The 15,455-nt window shown below is 69.5% G+C and carries 13 protein-coding genes; 7 read left to right on the top strand and 6 right to left on the bottom strand.

What is annotated here, in order from left to right; genetic code table 11:
• Positions 1-88: 88 nt before the first annotated feature.
• On the bottom strand, positions 89-754 hold the full coding sequence (locus ASE43_RS18085) for a C40 family peptidase (protein WP_082607358.1): 666 nt from the start codon (positions 752-754) through the stop codon (positions 89-91).
• A 36-nt stretch (positions 755-790) separates the two neighbouring features.
• On the opposite strand from ASE43_RS18085, the gene ASE43_RS18080 reads away from it, so the two are divergent.
• Positions 791-1,285, top strand: a complete 495-nt coding sequence (locus tag ASE43_RS18080; RefSeq protein ID WP_056172755.1) for a peptidylprolyl isomerase — start codon at positions 791-793, stop codon at positions 1,283-1,285.
• Positions 1,286-1,406: 121 nt separating this feature from the next.
• Positions 1,407-2,657: a DUF418 domain-containing protein gene (locus tag ASE43_RS18075; protein ID WP_057161425.1), complete on the top strand. Its 1,251-nt coding sequence runs from the start codon at positions 1,407-1,409 to the stop codon at positions 2,655-2,657.
• 51 nt (positions 2,658-2,708) lie between these two features.
• Here the strand turns inward: ASE43_RS18075 and ASE43_RS18070 are convergent, their stop codons facing one another.
• Positions 2,709-4,487 carry a M4 family metallopeptidase gene (locus ASE43_RS18070; protein WP_235568792.1) on the bottom strand — a complete coding sequence of 593 codons (1,779 nt, stop codon included), beginning with the start codon at positions 4,485-4,487 and terminating at the stop codon, positions 2,709-2,711.
• 228 nt (positions 4,488-4,715) lie between these two features.
• On the opposite strand from ASE43_RS18070, the gene ASE43_RS18065 reads away from it, so the two are divergent.
• Genes ASE43_RS18065 through ASE43_RS18045 form a run of 5 tightly spaced genes read left to right on the top strand, consistent with a single transcriptional unit; the run spans position 4,716 to position 11,562 of the window.
• Positions 4,716-6,008, top strand: coding sequence for an FAD-dependent oxidoreductase (locus ASE43_RS18065; protein ID WP_200956282.1), 1,293 nt, complete (start codon positions 4,716-4,718; stop codon positions 6,006-6,008).
• The gene (gene gorA / locus ASE43_RS18060; RefSeq protein WP_057161424.1) at positions 6,005-7,360 is read left to right on the top strand and encodes a glutathione-disulfide reductase; all 1,356 of its coding nucleotides are present in this window, start codon (positions 6,005-6,007) and stop codon (positions 7,358-7,360) included. The genes ASE43_RS18065 and gorA overlap by 4 nt, the downstream gene beginning before the upstream one ends.
• A 54-nt stretch (positions 7,361-7,414) precedes the next feature.
• Complete coding sequence (locus tag ASE43_RS18055; RefSeq protein ID WP_082607357.1) at positions 7,415-9,493, top strand: prolyl oligopeptidase family serine peptidase; 2,079 nt, start codon at positions 7,415-7,417, stop codon at positions 9,491-9,493.
• 6 nt (positions 9,494-9,499) lie between these two features.
• Positions 9,500-10,306, top strand: coding sequence for an N-formylglutamate deformylase (hutG, locus tag ASE43_RS18050; protein ID WP_057161422.1), 807 nt, complete (start codon positions 9,500-9,502; stop codon positions 10,304-10,306).
• The gene (locus tag ASE43_RS18045) at positions 10,303-11,562 is read left to right on the top strand and encodes a crosslink repair DNA glycosylase YcaQ family protein (RefSeq protein WP_057161421.1); all 1,260 of its coding nucleotides are present in this window, start codon (positions 10,303-10,305) and stop codon (positions 11,560-11,562) included. Before hutG ends, ASE43_RS18045 begins: the two co-directional genes overlap by 4 nt.
• A gap of 225 nt (positions 11,563-11,787) precedes the next feature.
• On the opposite strand, the gene ASE43_RS18040 is transcribed toward ASE43_RS18045, so the two are convergent.
• The 4 genes from ASE43_RS18040 to ASE43_RS18025 form a co-directional block, all read right to left on the bottom strand.
• The gene (locus tag ASE43_RS18040) at positions 11,788-12,090 is read right to left on the bottom strand and encodes a hypothetical protein (RefSeq protein WP_057161420.1); all 303 of its coding nucleotides are present in this window, start codon (positions 12,088-12,090) and stop codon (positions 11,788-11,790) included.
• A 107-nt stretch (positions 12,091-12,197) separates the two neighbouring features.
• Entirely contained in the window at positions 12,198-12,632 is a 435-nt protein-coding gene (locus ASE43_RS18035) for an ankyrin repeat domain-containing protein (RefSeq protein WP_162259004.1), read from the bottom strand.
• Between the two features lie 26 nt (positions 12,633-12,658).
• The gene (parE, locus tag ASE43_RS18030; RefSeq protein ID WP_057161418.1) at positions 12,659-14,551 is read right to left on the bottom strand and encodes a DNA topoisomerase IV subunit B; all 1,893 of its coding nucleotides are present in this window, start codon (positions 14,549-14,551) and stop codon (positions 12,659-12,661) included.
• 38 nt (positions 14,552-14,589) lie between these two features.
• Positions 14,590-15,318, bottom strand: a complete 729-nt coding sequence (locus ASE43_RS18025) for a hypothetical protein (protein WP_157500051.1) — start codon at positions 15,316-15,318, stop codon at positions 14,590-14,592.
• Positions 15,319-15,455 lie beyond the last annotated feature (137 nt).

Here is a 15,455-nt window from a genome sequence, read left to right as displayed (position 1 = left end):
TCATGCCTGCCGAAAGGGAGCAGAAGGTTCAAATTTCGTTAGCAGTCCGTTAACAAGCCTGTGATTTTGCTCACATTTTGGCCGCCGACTACTTCAGAACCCGTTTCGCCCCGCTGTAATGGTCGCGCCAGTAGGGGCCGTCCAGACGGTCCAGGCGGACCGTGCCGCCGGTGCTGGGGGCGTGCACGAAGCGGCCCTCGCCGACGTAGATGCCGACGTGGCTGACGTTGCCGGAACTGCCGAAAAACACCAGGTCGGCGGCCGCCAGGCGCTCGGGCGCGATCTTCGGGCCCTGGAAGCCGGCCAGGTCGCGCGAGGTCCGCGGCAGATTCAGCGCCAGCATGTCGCGGTAGACGTAGTTGACCAGGCCGGAGCAGTCGAAGCCGCCCTCGGGAGTATTGCCGCCGTAGCGGTAGGGCGTGCCGACCAGGCTGATCGCGCGCATCAGCACCGCATTGGCCGAGGCCGGGTCGGCCGGCTCGACGACCGGCCAGACCCGCGGGCTGATGGTCGGAGCGGGGCGGCGCACGGTTTCGCGACCGCCGCCGCAGGCCGCGAGCAGGGCGCAGGCCAGGCCGATCGCCAGCCAGCGCGGCGCCGCGACCGGCCACGGGCTCGTGCCGCGCGCTGGCGCGGGGGCGGTGTTGCCGGGATAATGCGCGGCCTTCGTCACGGCCGTTAGCTTGGCGGCTGGCGCCGGCGACGACAAGCCTTCGCCGCGCCGGCCTACCGCCGTCGCCGCTTTCTTACCCATCCGCGCCGCTGTGTCGGCCGCCAGTCGAGTCCCGCAATGAAAATCGAGAAAGATCGCGTCGTCCGTTTCCACTACACCGTCTCCGAGCGCGCTGCCCACGAGCTGGGCCAGGAGCCGCTGGAGAGCTCGGAAGGCCGCGATCCGCTGGCGATCCTGATCGGCCACGGCAACATCATCCCGGGCCTGGAGACCGCCATGGACGGTCGCGAGGCCGGCGAGAAGTTCGAAGTCGACGTGGCCGCCGCCGATGCCTACGGGGTGCGTCAGGAAGGCCTGACCCAGCGCGTGCCGAAGAAGTATTTCAAGGACGCGCGCCTGGAGCCGGGCATGCAGGCCGTGCTGCCGACCAACTTCGGCCCGCGCGCGGTGACGATCCAGAAGGTCGGCATGAGCGTGGTCGACGTCGACCTCAACCACCCGATGGCCGGCAAGGACCTGCATTTCGCGGTCGAGATCGTGGAAGTGCGCGAGGCCAGCGCCGAGGAAGTCGAGCACGGCCACGTGCACGGCGACGGCGGTCACCAGCACTAAGCTGCGCCGCGCATCGACAAGAAAACGGCCCGCGCTGCGGGCCGTTTTCGTTGCTGGCACACTCATTGCCCCCAACTTCCAGCCGATCCGCCGCGCTGGGTACGGCGCGTAGAGTGCCGGCATGAATTCCCAAGCTCCGGCCGCCCTGGGCCCGCTCGCGTCCAGCCAGCGCATCGTCAGCCTCGACGCGCTGCGCGGCATCGCCCTGCTCGGCGTGCTGCTGATGAACGTCGAATCCTTCACCGGCTCCCTGTTCGACGTCGGCACCGGCATCGCGCCCGCGCAGGCCTGGCCGGATCGGCTGGCCGACGGCTTCGTCTATATCTTCGTGCAGGGCAAGTTCTGGACCCTGTTCGCGCTGCTGTTCGGCATGGGCTTCGCCAGCATGAGCGAACGCGCGCGTGCGGCCGGCGTCGATTTCCTGCCGCTGTACCTGCGCCGCAGCGTGGGCCTGCTGGCGATCGGCCTGATCCATGCGCTCGCGATCTGGTCCGGCGACATCCTGGTCTCTTACGCGCTGGCGGCGTTCGCGTTGCTGCTCCTGCGCAACGCGCCGCAGGGCGCGCTGTGGCCGATCGGCGCCTTGTTGAACCTGATGCTGGTGGCGATGCTGCTGCTGAGCTCGCTGGCGATCGCGCTGGTCGGCCAGGACGCGGCGGACCTGGGCGACTTCGCGGTCGATCAGGCCCTGCGCGCACGCGAGATCGCGGCTTATGCGCAGGGCAGCTACGCGCAGGCCAGCGCCTTGCGCTGGGACTACTTCGTGGCGGCGACCCTGCCCAGCTACTGGATGTTCGTGCCGATGGCGCTGGGCCTGTTCGCGATCGGCGCCTGGTTCGTGCGCAGCGGCGCCATCGTCGCGCCCGCGCGCTATCCGCGCTTCTACGCCGCCTTGCGCTGGGGCGCGGGGCCGCTGGGCCTGGCGATCACCCTGATCGGGCTGGCGGTGGACAGCGAGCCGGTGCTTACCGGTAGGACCTTGAGCGCCTCGGACATGTTCGCCACCACCTTGCAGATGCTGGCCGCGCCGCTGATGTCGCTGGCCTACCTGGCCTGGATCGTGCGCGCGCTCGAGCGCGGCGCGCGCTGGCCGCTGGCGTTCGCGCCGGCCGGGCGCATGGCGCTGACCCTGTACCTGATGCAGTCGGTGATCGGCACCCTGGTGTTCTACGGCTACGGCCTGGGCCTGTGGGGCGAGGCCTCGCGCGTGGCGCAGGTGCTGGGCGCCTGCGTGCTGTTCGGCTTGCAACTGGCGTTCGCGCGTCTGTGGTTCGCGCGCTTGCGTTACGGCCCGATGGAATGGTTGTGGCGCTGGTTCACCTACGCGCGTCGGCCCGCGCTGCGCCGGCCGGTCCTGCCCGCGCTGCCCTGAACGCGAACGGCCCGCGGGTGCGGGCCGTTCGGGTGGAGCCTGCGATCCGGATCAGTTCACCGCCGCCGCCGACCAGGCGCGCGCCACGGCCTGGTACTCGGCCGAACCGTTGCCGTACAGATCCGCCGCCGCCTGCAGGGTGCCGGTGCGCGCCTGCGGATAGGTGGTGCTGGACACGAAGTAACGGGTCAGCGCGCGGTACCAGATCGCGCCGGCCTTGGCGCGGCCGATGCCGACGAGGCTGGTGTCGCCGTTGCAGACCATCTGCGCATTGGTATAGCCGAAGCCGCTGGGCGCCACGGCGCCCTGGCTGAGCAGATAGAACTGGCGGTTGCCGACGCCGGAAGTGTTGTGCGGATCGTGCGGTCCGCGCTGATAGGCCAGCGAGGCGCTGAAACCGCCGGACGGATAGCAGGCGAAGGACTTGCCGTCGGCGTCCTGCTTGAACATCAGGCGCAGCCCCTTCTTATCGCCGGGATTGCTGATGAAGATCTCCTCGCCGATCACGAAGTCGCCGGGGTCGTTGACGTTGTTGACAGTGAACTCCACCAGGGTGCCGAAGATGTCCGACACCGCCTCGTTGAGGCCGCCGGCGTCCTTGACGTTGTAGTAGCCCAGGCGCGCGGTGGCGCCGGTCACGCCATGGGTCATCTCGTGGCCGGCCACGTCCAGCGCCACCAGCGGACGGTAGGTCACGCCGTCGCCGTCGCCGTAGACCATCACGCCGTTCCAGCCGGCGTTGACGTAGTTGGTGCCGTAATGGACGTAGCTCTTGGCGCCCACGCCGTTGTTGGAAATGCCGTTGCGGGCGTGGGTGTTCTTGTAATAGTCCCAGGTCGCGGCCACGCCGTAGTGGGCGTCGGCGGCGACGGTGGCGCGGTCGGAGACGGTGTTGTTGCCCCAGCTGTTGTCGCTGTCGCTGAACAGCGTGGCGCCGGAGGTGCTCTGACGGTTGTTCGCGTCCCAGGTCGAGCCGCTGCCGCGGGTGACGTCGGTCATCTGGAAACCGCCGCTGACCGAGTTGGTGCCGATGCCGACGTTGCCCAGGGTCAGGGTCTTGCCGGTGCCGGTGGCCGCGGCGGAGTGGAAGCGGTCGTCTTCCAGCAGCACCTTGCCGTTGGCGGCGTCGAGGTAATAGGTCATGTTGCCCGGCGCCTGATCGTTGCGGCGATCGCCGAGCAGGTCGACCTGATAGGCCAGGGTAGGCTGCCCGCCGCGTGCGAACACCACCAGGCGCGTCGATTCGATTTCGGTCACCGAGCCGTCGAAGGCCGCGCCGGCTTCGATCTCGGCCTGGGCCGCGCTCAGCGTGGGCTTGATGCCTGGGCGCGCGAAGGTCTTCATCTCGTCGCCCTGGGTGATCGAGAGCAGCTTGCCGTTGCGCGTATGCACGACCATGTCGCCGCCGATCACCGGCAGGCCCTGATAGCTGCGGTCCATGCGCACGTGCTCGGTGCCGTCGCGGTCGACGATCACGTCGCGGGCGACGAAGCCGTCGGCGGCGACGCGGTGCGCTTCGCGCGCGGCCGGGCCTTCGAGCAGGCCGCGCGCGCGGTCGGCGGCCGGCGAGGCGTCGGCTTCGGCGGGCGAGGTCGAGGCGAACATCTGCTCGCTGCCGGGGCGCGCGCCGTCGGCTGCTCGCGCCAGCAGGGGCTGCAGGCCGCTGCCGGCGGGATGCGAATGGGCGGTGCGGCCGACGTCGGCGGTCGCGGCCTGGCCCAAACCGGGCGCGTGGCGTTGCACGGCGTTGGAGAGCGTTTCGGACTGGCTGGCCAGCAGGGTGAGCGCGCCGACGATGGCGGCGCTAAGCAGGGCGGTCTTCGCTTGCATGTGCGTGATTCCCCAAAGTGTCGAAAGATGGTTGGTGGATGGAGTCCACATCCGTTACTGTTTATTCCGTTACTCACGCGGGCCGGCGCATCGCTGCGGGGTCGGCTCGCCGAGTCTTTGAACCGTAAGTGCCCGGGCGACGCGTTTTTCGTTGGCGCAAGCCGCGAATGACACCCGCCGCTGGATTGCGGTCACACTTCCGGATCTTCGATCGACCCGAGCACTGCCTTGTCGAGTGAATCCCTGCAAAACGCGCGTGCGGACGCGGTGCGCGACACGGACATCGCCGTCGTCGGCGGCGGCGTCATCGGCCTGGCCTCGGCGCTGGCCTTGCTGAACGACGGGCGGCGGGTCTGCGTGCTCGAAGCCAACACCCTGGGCAGCGGCAGTTCGCACGGAAACTGTGGAACGATCACGCCTAGTCACGCCACGCCCCTGGCCGCGCCCGGCGTGATCGCGCAGGCGCTGCGCTGGATGCTCACCCCGGATGCGCCGCTGTACGTGCACCCGCGCCTGGACCCGCGCCTGTGGGGCTGGCTGCTGCGTTTCGCGCTGCGCTGCAATGCGCGCGACTGGCGCCAGAGCGCGCTGGCCAAATCGGCGCTGCTCAACGACTCGCGCGAGCGGCTGCAGGACTGGGTGCGCGATTACGGCCTGCAGTGCGAGTTCGAACAAAGCGGCGTCGACTACGTGTTCCGCGACGAGCGCACGTTCGCCGCCGGTCAGATCGAACTCGACCTGCTGCGCGAGCTCGGCATCCGCATCGAACTGATCGACGGCCGCCGCTACGAGGCCGAAGATCCCGCCTTCAAGCCCGGCCTGGCCGGCGCGATCCGCTTCGACCACGATGCGGTGCTGCGCCCGGATCGCTACGTCGATGCGTTGGCGCAGGCGGTGCGCGCGCGTGGCGGCGTGATCGTCGAGGGCTGCCGCCTGCAGACGCTGGACACCGACGGCGCGGGCGTCGCGCTGGGCACCAGCCAGGGGGCGCTGCATGCGCGCGAGGTCGTGCTCGCACTGGGTGCCTGGTCGCCGCAGCTATCCGATGCGATCGGTCTGGCCGGACTCAAGCGCGCGATCCAGCCCGGCAAAGGCTATTCGATCACCTACGACCGCCCGGCGCGCGTGCCGCGCCGGCCGGTGGTGCTGCGCGAGCGCAAGGTCTGCGTGACCACCTGGGGCAGCGGCTACCGCCTGGGCAGCACCATGGAATTCTCCGGCTACGACGACAGCCTCAATCCGCGTCGCCTGGCCGCGCTGGAGCGCGGCGCGGCTGAGTATCTGCACGAGCCGGTCGGCCCGGTCGAACGCGAGCGCTGGTACGGCTGGCGTCCGATGAGCAGCGACGACATTCCGCTGATCGGCCGCGTGCCCGGCCGCGATGGCCTGTGGCTGGCCACCGGACACGGCATGATGGGCGTGAGCATGAGCGCCGGCACCGGCCAACTCGTCGCCGACCTGATCGGCGGGCGCGCGCCCGCGATCGATCCCACGCCCTATCGACCGGAGCGATTCGCATGAGCGACGTACTACGCGACTTCGACCTGATCGTGATCGGCGGCGGCTCGGGCGGCCTGGCCGGCGCCTTCCGCGCCGCCGAACACGGCGCCCGCGTCGCCCTGCTGGAACCGCATCTGCTGGGCGGCACCTGCGTCAACGTCGGCTGCGTGCCGAAGAAGGCGATGTGGCTGGCCGCCGATGTCGCCGGCCGCCTGCGCATGGCGCGCGATCTGGGCTTCGACGTCGGCGAAGCGCCGGCGCTGGACTGGCCGACCTTCATCGCCCATCGCCAGCGCTACATCGCCAACATCCACGACAGCTACCGCCGCCGCCTCGACGCGGCCGGTATCGTGGTCGCGCCGATGCGCGCGCGCTTCATCGATGCGCGCACCGTCGAATGCATGGACGGCGTGCGCCTGAGCGCGGGCAACATCCTGATCGCCACCGGCGGGCATCCGCTGCGGCCGCCGCTGCCGGGCGCCGAGCTGGGCGGCGTGTCCGACGATTTCTTCCAATGGACCGCCGCGCCCGAGCGCGTGGCCATCGTCGGCGGCGGCTACATCGCGGTCGAACTGGCCGGCCTGCTGCAGGCGCTGGGCAGCCACGTCGATCTGCTGGTGCGCGGCAGGCTGCTGGACGGTTTCGATGGCGAACTGGTCGATCAGTTGGCCGAGGATTACCGCCACGCCGGCGTGCATCTGCAGTTGGGCTACCACCTGTCCGCGGTCGAGCGCGACGGCGAGGGCGTGCGCCTGCGCGATACCGGCGGTGCGCTGAGCGAGCGCTACGACCGCCTGCTGTTCGCGACCGGGCGCAGGGCCAACACTGCGTCGCTGGACCTGGAGGCGGCCGGCGTGCTCGTCGATGCGGACGGCTATGTCCAGGTCGACGTGCGCCATTCCACCAACGTCGAAGGCATTCACGCGGTCGGCGACGTCACCGCCGATCCCGCCCTGACCCCGGTCGCGATCGCGGCCGCGCGCCGGCTCATGGACCGCCTCTACGGCGGCGCCAGCGCGCTGCTGGACCAGCGCGACATTCCCACCGTGGTGTTCTCGCATCCGCCGATCGGCCAGGTCGGCCTGACCGAAGCGCAGGCGCGCGAGCGCCACGGCGACCAGGTGCACGTGTACCGCGCCGGCTTCCGGCCGATGTTGCACGCTTTGGCCAATTCTCCGCAGCGCAGTTTGTTCAAACTGATCTGCATCGGCGACGAGCGCCACGTGGTCGGCATCCACCTGATGGGCGAGGCCGCCGACGAAATCCTGCAGGGCTTCGCGGTCGCGCTCAAACGCGGCATTTCCCTCGAGGACCTGCGCGACACCATCGCGATCCATCCCACCAGCGCCGAGGAAGTGGTGCTGATGCGTTGAGGCGCGGTAGCGGCCGTACCGAACACTCTATACAACAATCACGGAGCGAAACGCATGAGGCAGCGGTGGCAGGGTTGGATGCTGGTCGGCGCGCTGGTCGGCGCGCCTTCGGCGCAGGGCATGGAGATCGCCGACCTGCTGTCCGCACCGCAGCCGGAAGCGCCGGTGGCCGCGGCCAAGGCGCCGGTCATCGCCTGGGTCGCCAACGAGCGCGGCGCGCGCAACCTCTGGGTCGCGCGCGCGCCGGAGTTCGCGCCGCGCAAGCTCACCGATTACAGCGAAGACGACGGCCAGTTGCTGAGCTCGCTTGCGCTCAGCGCGGACGGCCGCACCCTGGCTTATGTGCGCGGCGGCGGTCCGGACGCGGCCGGCAACGCCAGCAATCCCACCGGCGATCCCGACGGCGCCGAACAGGCGGTATGGGCGGTGCCTACCGACGGCGCGATCGCGCCCAAGCGCGTGGCCGCGGGCCGTAGCGTGAGTTTCGCGCCCGGCGGCGACGCGCTGATCGTGCAGGGCAAGGGCGTGGGTTGCTATGCGCATGCGTTCGCCAAGGCGCCGGCCTGGTGCGTGGAAGCGCTGCTGAAGACGCGCGGCGCCAACAGTGCGGCGGGCTTCTCGCCGGACGGCGGCCGTCTGCTGTTCGTCAGCAACCGCGGCGATCACAGCTTCATCGGCGTGCTCGATCTGGCTGCGCGCTCGGTGCGCTGGATCGCCCCGGACTACAACAACGACAGCGCGCCGGTTTGGTCGCCGGACGGCAAGCGCATCGCCTTCCTGCGCACGGCCGGCACGCGTCCGGGCCAGGCCTTCGATCTGACCGCGGCCAACCCCTTCGAGGTCTGGGTCGCCGATGCCGACAGCGGCGTGGCGCGTCGCTTGTTCCGCTCGGGCGACACAGCCGGCGGCTACGCCCAGTTCGCGGTGCCCGAGCCGCTGCGCTGGGGCCGCGATGGCCGCCTGCTGTTCAGTTCGGAAGAAAACGGCTGGCTGCACTGGTACGCGCTGTCGCCCGACGGCGGCGCGCCGGTCGCGGTGAGTCGCGGCGACTGCGAAGTCGAAACCGCGGGCCTCAGTGACACCGGCACTCTGGTCTATAGCGCCAACTGCGACGACATCGAGCGCCGCCAGTTATACGCGGCCTCCGAGGGCGCCGCGCCCAAGCGCCTGAGCGGCGACGGCCAGATCGCCACCGACCCGTTGCCGCTGTCCGGCGCGCAATGGATCGCGTTCCGTCACGCCGACGCGCGCCGTCCGACCGCGATCGCGGTGATGCCCGCCGCGGGCGGCGAGCCGCGCCGGATCTTCCCCGCGCAGCTGCCGGCGGCGTTCCCGTCGCAGGCGCTGGTCGAGCCCAAGACGCTGACCTTGCGCGCCGCCGATGGCGTGGTCTCGCATGCGACCGTGTTCCTGCCGCCGGCCAGCTTCAAGGGCAAGCGCCCCGCGCTGATCTACGTGCACGGCGGGCCGATCCGGCAGATGCTGCCGGGCTGGCACTACAGCAGCTATTACTACAACGACTACGCCAGCAATCAGTGGCTGGCCAGCCGCGGCTTCGTGGTGCTGGCGCTGAACTTCCGCGCCGGCACCGGTTACGGCCAGGCGTTCCGGCGCGCGGCCAAGCAAGGCCCGCGCGGCGCCAGCGAATACCAGGACGTGCTGGCCGCACGCGCGCACCTGGCCGGCCTGGCCGAGGTCGACGCGCGCCGCATCGGCATCTACGGCGGCTCCTACGGCGGCTATCTGACCGCGCAAGCCCTGTCGCGCAATTCCGATCTGTTCGCCGCCGGCGTCGACCGCCACGGCGTGCACGACTGGCGCGAGAGCGCCAAGGGCGGCGACAACAGCGGCCTGTGGGGCCTCAAGCCCGACGAACTGGAACTGGCGGGGCAGGCCTCGCCGGTCGCGCAGGTCGAGAACTGGCGCTCGCCGGTGCTGTTCGTGCACGGCGACGACGACCGCGCGGTCAAGTTCAGCCAGAGCGTGGACCTGGTCGAGCGCCTGCGTGCGCGCGGCGTGCCCATGGAAAGCCTGGTGATTCCCGACGAAGACCACTTCTTCCTGCGCTACGCGACCTGGATGCAGGTGCACCGCAGTACCATGGCCTTCTTCGAGCGCCAACTGAAACCCTGAACCGCCATGAGCACCGTCCCCGCGCCGACCGAACCGGTCTTCGAACTCCACCACGGCAGTGCGCCGCTGCTGATCAGCCTGCCGCACGACGGCAGCGCGATCCCGCCGACGCTGGCCGAGCGCATGCAGCCCTCGGCGCGGCGCGCGCCCGATACCGACTGGCATGTGTCGGTGTTGTACGCGTTCGCGCGCGAGCTGGGCGCTTCGATCCTGGTGCCGCGCTATTCGCGCTACGTGGTCGACCTCAACCGCCCGCCCGACGACACTTCGTTGTACCCCGGTCAGAACACCACCGGCCTGTGCCCGGCGGTGCAGTTCACCGGCGAGCCGGTGTATCTGGACGGCCAGGCGCCGTCGCCTGAGGAAGTCGCCGAGCGCGTCGAGAAATATTGGCGGCCGTATCACGAGAATCTAGACGCCGAACTCGCGCGCCTGCGCGGCGAGCACGGTCGCGTGGTGCTGTGGGAAGGCCACTCGATCAAGGGCAGCGAACTGCCGTTCCTGTTCGAGGGCCGCCTGCCGGATCTCAACCTGGGCACTTCCGGCGGCGCCAGCTGCTCGCCGCAGTTGCAGGCGCGCCTGGAAGCGGTGTTGGCCGGGCAGGGCGGCTACGACTGGATCGTCAACGGCCGCTTCAAGGGCGGCTACATTACCCGCCACTACGCCTCGCCCGAGACCGGCGTGCAGGCGGTGCAGTTGGAACTGAGCCAGCGCAACTACATGGACGAGGCCAGCTTCGCCTACGACGAAGCCAAGGCCGCGAAGCTGCAGCCGCTGCTGGCCGAGCTGCTGCGCACCTGTCTGGCCGGATGAAGACCGCGGTCGCGGCGCCCGTCCTGACGCTCGCGCAGGCGCGCGCGCTGCACCTGAGCGCGCAAGGCCTGCTCGCGCGTCCGCGCCGGCGTGCGCGCAAGCCCGATCTGCTGGCCGCGATCGCACGCATGCAACTGCTGCAGATCGACACCATCCACATCGTCGCGCGCAGCCCGTATCTGGTGCTGTACTCGCGCCTGGGGGCCTACCCGCAGACCTGGTTGGAGGAACTGCTGGCCCAGCGCGAGATCTTCGAGGTCTGGGCACACGAAGCCTGCTTCGCGCCGATGAGCGACTACCTGCTGCATCGCAACGCCATGCCGCAGCGCGCCCATCACTGGGCGATCCGCAACGCCCAGGCCCATCGCAGCAGCAGCGGCGCCAAGATCGAGCGCCTGCTCGAACACATACGCGGCCTGGGCCCGGTCAAATCCTCCGACTTCGAGCGCGAGCAGGCGGGCGGCGGCGGTTGGTGGGGCTGGAAGGACGAGAAGCGCTGGCTGGAAGCTGCGTTCGCTTTGGGCGAACTGATGGTCGCGCGGCGCGAGAACTTTCACCGCGTTTACGACCTCACCGAGCGCGTGGCCGGCAGCGTCGTGCCCGACTGGAACACCGCGCGCCTGGATATCGCCACGGTACGGCGCGAGACCCTGCTCAAGTCCGTGCGCGCGCTGGGCCTGACCCAGGCGCGCTGGATCGCCGATTACTACCGCACCAAACCGCGCCTGCGCGACGCCGACTTGGACCCGCTGGTGGAGCAGGGCGCCTTGCTGCGGGTGGCGGTGAAGGGCTGGGACGCGCCGGCTTACGTGCATCCCGACCACGCCGCCGCGCTCGCGCTGGCCGCGACGGGACGCCTGCGCGCAAGCCACGCCACCTTGCTGTCGCCTTTCGATCCGGTGGTCTGGGATCGCGAACGCGCCAGCGAATTCTTCGGCTTCGACTACACCCTGGAGTGCTACACCCCCGAGCCCAAGCGCCGTTACGGCTACTTCGTGCTGCCCATCCTCGCGCGCGGTCGTCTGGTCGGCCGCCTCGACGCCAAGGCGCACCGCCGCGAGGGCGTATTCGAGGTCAAGGCGCTGTTCCTGGAAGAGGACGTCGTCGCCGACGAGGCCCTGATCGCCGATATCGCCCGCGCGATCGACGACTGTGCGCGCTGGCATGCGACCCCCAAGGTCGACCTGCAACGCTGTCGCCCCGCAACCCTGCGCACGCCGCTGCGCGCGGCCCTGCGCGCGCTTCAATCCGCCTAGGCAAGCTGCTCTGGGGTAGACGCCGCGCGCAATCGCCACGGTACCGCCGCCAGCGCCCTGTAGGAGCGGCGCAAGCCGCGACCACGCCACAACACATACGACGCACCTGGCGCAGGGCTCGTGACCATCTTGCGCAAGCGTGTCTGTCTCCCCGATCGCGGCTCACGCCGCTCCTACCCCAAAGCGCGACGCGTTGTGCGGCGTGTCGTCGCGCAGCGGTTCGACCTAGCCCTGGGTCAACATCGCCGTGATAAACAACGCGGCCACCGGCACGACCAAGGCCACCGGCACCAGCGCCACCAGCCAACGCGGCCGCTCGCCGCGTGCCCAGCCGACCAGCGCCAACACCACGCCGCCGACCCCCGACATCAGCCACCGGAAGATCGCTTCCCAGAACCCGCACAAGCCATCGCCGCAGGGCCCGCCGAAGGTGCGCATCAACCAGACCAAGGGCGCATGCGCGACCGCCGCGGCGATCGCCAGCCAGAACAGAAGAGGGCGCGGTGTGGGTTGCTCGTTGCTGTTCATCGCAGATCTCGGTCCGATGAGCGTGCGCGGCGACCGAGCGGAGGCGGCGCCGCAAGCGGGGCGACGCGCTTAAGGCAGCGCGGCGCTGCCTCAGCTATACACCAAGCCTAGCGTCGCCGCGAGGCGCGCGCCGGTCCCACTGTCTTCAGATACGCAACATGTGCGCCTTTTCCGTGGATATGCGCCGCATCGATCGGCAAGCGACCGGCGTCGTCCGTGGCCGCCGTATCCGCGCCCGCGAGCGCCAGAACTTCGAGCGTGGCCAGATTGCCGTGGCTGGCGGCCCAGTGCAGCGGCGTGTAGCCGCTGCGTTCGCGTAGGTCGTGGCGGGCGCCGGCCTCCAGCAAGCAACGCACGATATCCGTACGGCCGCAGGCTGCGGCGCCGAACAGCGCCGTTTCCCCGATGGAATCCTGCCAGTTCACGTCGGCCCCGGCCGCGATCAGCGCCCGCACCTCATCCAGATCGCCCGACCATGCCGCGTAGTGCAGCGCGGATTCCGCGCGACCGTCCGCGGCGGTCAATGGCCTGTCGTCTTCCACGGCGGTTCCTGAAAGCGCGGCGACGCTCAAACCTCCAGCGTCGCCAGATCGCCCTTGGTCTCCAGCCACTGCTTGCGGTCGCCGGCGCGCTTCTTGGCCAGCAGCATGTCCATCAGCGAGTGGGTTTCGGTGCCGTCGTCGACGGTCAGCTGAACCAGGCGGCGGGTGTCGGGGTGGATGGTCGACTCGCGCAGCTGCGAGGCGTTCATCTCGCCCAGGCCCTTGAAGCGGGTGACGTTGATCGCGCCGCGAATCTTCTCGCGTTCGATCTTCTCCAGCAGGATGCGCTTCTCTTCTTCGTCCAGGGCGTAGAACACCTGCTTGCCCACGTCGACGCGGAACAGCGGCGGCATCGCCACGAAGATGTGGCCGGCCGCGACCAGTGCCGGGAAGTGGCGCAGGAACAGCGCGCTCAGCAGGGTCGCGATGTGCAGGCCGTCGGAGTCGGCGTCGGCCAGGATGATGACCTTGCCGTAACGCAGGCCGGTGATGTCGTCCTTGCCCGGATCGCAGCCGATCGCGACCGCCAGATCGTGCACTTCCTGCGAGGCCAGCACGCTGCCGGACGCGACCTCCCAGGTGTTGAGGATCTTGCCGCGCAGCGGCAGGATCGCCTGAAAATCCTTGTCGCGCGCCTGGCGCGCGCTGCCGCCGGCCGAGTCGCCTTCGACCAGGAACAGTTCGGTGCGCGACAGATCCTGCGAGGTGCAGTCGGCGAGCTTGCCGGGCAGGGCCGGGCCCTGGGTGATCTTCTTGCGGACGATCTGCTTCTCGGTCTTCAAACGCGCCGTGGCGCGCTCGATCGCGAGCTGGGCGATCTTCTCGCCCAGTTCGGTGTGCTGGTTCAGCCACAACGAGAACGCATCGTGGGCGGCGCCCTCGACGAAGCCGGCGGCCTGGCGCGAGGACAGACGCTCCTTGGTTTGGCCGCTGAACTGCGGGTCGGTCATCTTGATGCTGAGCACGAACGCGACCCGGTCCCACACGTCTTCCGGCGCCAGCTTGACGCCGCGCGGCAGCAGATTGCGGAAGTCGCAGAACTCGCGCAGCGCGTCGGTGAAGCCGGTACGCAGGCCATTGACGTGGGTGCCGTGCTGCGCGGTCGGGATCAGATTGACGTAGCTTTCCTGCACCAGCTCGCCGTCCGGCACCCAGGCCACCGCCCAGTCGGCCACTTCGGTGTCCTTCTTGAGCTGGCCGACGAACAGGTCCGGCGGCAGCAGCTCGCCGCGACCCTCGAGCTCGCCGCGCAGGTAGTCGCGCAGGCCGTCCTCGTAGTACCACTCGGCGGTTTCGCCGCTAGCGACGTCGTGCAGCTTCACGCTCAGGCCGGGGCAGAGCACGGCCTTGGCGCGCAGCAGGTGCTTGAGCGAGCGCAGGTTGAACTTGGGCGTGTCGAAGTACTTGGCGTCGGGCCAGAAGCGCACGCGGGTGCCGGTGTTCTTCTTGCCGACCGTGCCGACCACCTCCAGCGGGGTGGCGCGGTCGCCGTCCTTGAAGGTCATGCGGTATTCGTTGCCGTCGCGCTTGATGTGCACGTCGACCAGAGTCGACAGCGCATTGACCACGCTGACGCCGACGCCGTGCAGGCCGCCGGAGAAGGTGTAGTTCTTGTTGCTGAACTTACCGCCCGCGTGCAGGCGGGTCAGGATCAGCTCCACGCCGGGGATCTTCTCCTCCGGGTGGATGTCGACCGGCATGCCGCGGCCGTCATCGGACACCTCGGCGCTGCCGTCGGCATGCAGGATCACCTCGATGCTGCGCGCATGCCCGGCCAGGGCTTCGTCGACGGCGTTGTCGATCACTTCCTGGGCCAGGTGGTTGGGCCGGGTGGTGTCGGTGTACATGCCCGGACGGCGTTTGACGGGGTCCAGGCCGGAAAGGACTTCGATATCGGCGGCGTTGTAACGACTGCTCATGAAACCTGCATGGGGTAGTGAAGCAAAGGGGGAATCGGTTAGCGCCCGGCGCCGACGGCCTGCAATTCGGCGCCGGTGTAGGGGTTGTAGCGGTAGCCGCCCGGGAACAGCTCGCCATTGGCGGGGTCGCGCCGCGCCGGCAACAGGCCGCCCAGGGGCAGGCGGAAGCTGAACTCGCTACGGTCCAGCCGGACCAGCATCTTGCCATCCCCGAGCGGGTCGGCGACGGGTTTGTCGTCGGCGGTACGGCCCGGGAACACATAGAACTGCATATTCTCGCCCGCCGGACCGATCATGCTGGTCAGCAGCGGCCTCATCGTGTTCAGCAGCCCCTTCAGGGCCGGGTCGACCTTGTCGGCCGCGATCGGCCGGTGCACCCCGCCATGCATGTCGACCAGCTTCAGCTGGCTGCGCAGATCGGCCTCGCTGGTGAAGCTGATGTCCTGGGTCTCATTGTTGATCCGCAGGGCCGCGATCACCGTATGCCGGGAGAACAGGTTCTGGAACTGCGCAGACGCCTCCTGGGTCGCCTGCTTGGTCGCGTCCTTGGCGCCCGCACTCTGCTGGTCCAGCACATAGGCCCACAGCTGCGGCGGCAGCCACCAGATCATTTCGCTGCTGCCGATCCCGCCGCCGGTCTTCTGGGTATCGCCCATCAGCTCGTCGATCCGGATCTGCCCCACCGGCACCCCGGTATGGCCAGCCCAGGCCGGCGCGACGGCCGCGAGGCCCAGGCACAACATGAACGAAATAGCCAGACGGCGCATGGAAGGTCCCCTGAGTGAGCGCAGCGAGCATGGCGACGGGGTGGGGCGGGGTCAAGCTGGGGGTGGTGCGCGCCCATCCGGTCGATGGGGTCGTCCAGCCGGTGCCGTCGGCTCCTCGCAACACCGTAAAGTGAATG

Origin of the sequence: Lysobacter sp. Root983, assembly GCF_001429345.1 — a bacterium.
Classification (GTDB): domain Bacteria; phylum Pseudomonadota; class Gammaproteobacteria; order Xanthomonadales; family Xanthomonadaceae; genus Lysobacter.
This window is presented reverse-complemented; position numbering and strand designations above follow the sequence as displayed.

Excerpts from the sequence above, each read along its gene's own strand:
- hutG (WP_057161422.1), top strand. The coding sequence starts at position 9,500 with ATGAGCACCGTCCCCGCGCCGACCGAACCGGTCTTCGAACTCCACCAC.
- ASE43_RS18080 (WP_056172755.1), top strand. The coding sequence starts at position 791 with ATGAAAATCGAGAAAGATCGCGTCGTCCGTTTCCACTACACCGTCTCC.
- ASE43_RS18075 (WP_057161425.1), top strand. The coding sequence starts at position 1,407 with ATGAATTCCCAAGCTCCGGCCGCCCTGGGCCCGCTCGCGTCCAGCCAG.
- ASE43_RS18025 (WP_157500051.1), bottom strand. The coding sequence starts at position 15,318 with ATGCGCCGTCTGGCTATTTCGTTCATGTTGTGCCTGGGCCTCGCGGCC.
- ASE43_RS18055 (WP_082607357.1), top strand. The coding sequence starts at position 7,415 with ATGAGGCAGCGGTGGCAGGGTTGGATGCTGGTCGGCGCGCTGGTCGGC.
- parE (WP_057161418.1), bottom strand. The coding sequence starts at position 14,551 with ATGAGCAGTCGTTACAACGCCGCCGATATCGAAGTCCTTTCCGGCCTG.
- ASE43_RS18070 (WP_235568792.1), bottom strand. The coding sequence starts at position 4,487 with ATGCAAGCGAAGACCGCCCTGCTTAGCGCCGCCATCGTCGGCGCGCTC.
- ASE43_RS18045 (WP_057161421.1), top strand. The coding sequence starts at position 10,303 with ATGAAGACCGCGGTCGCGGCGCCCGTCCTGACGCTCGCGCAGGCGCGC.
- ASE43_RS18085 (WP_082607358.1), bottom strand. The coding sequence starts at position 754 with ATGGGTAAGAAAGCGGCGACGGCGGTAGGCCGGCGCGGCGAAGGCTTG.
- gorA (WP_057161424.1), top strand. The coding sequence starts at position 6,005 with ATGAGCGACGTACTACGCGACTTCGACCTGATCGTGATCGGCGGCGGC.
- ASE43_RS18040 (WP_057161420.1), bottom strand. The coding sequence starts at position 12,090 with ATGAACAGCAACGAGCAACCCACACCGCGCCCTCTTCTGTTCTGGCTG.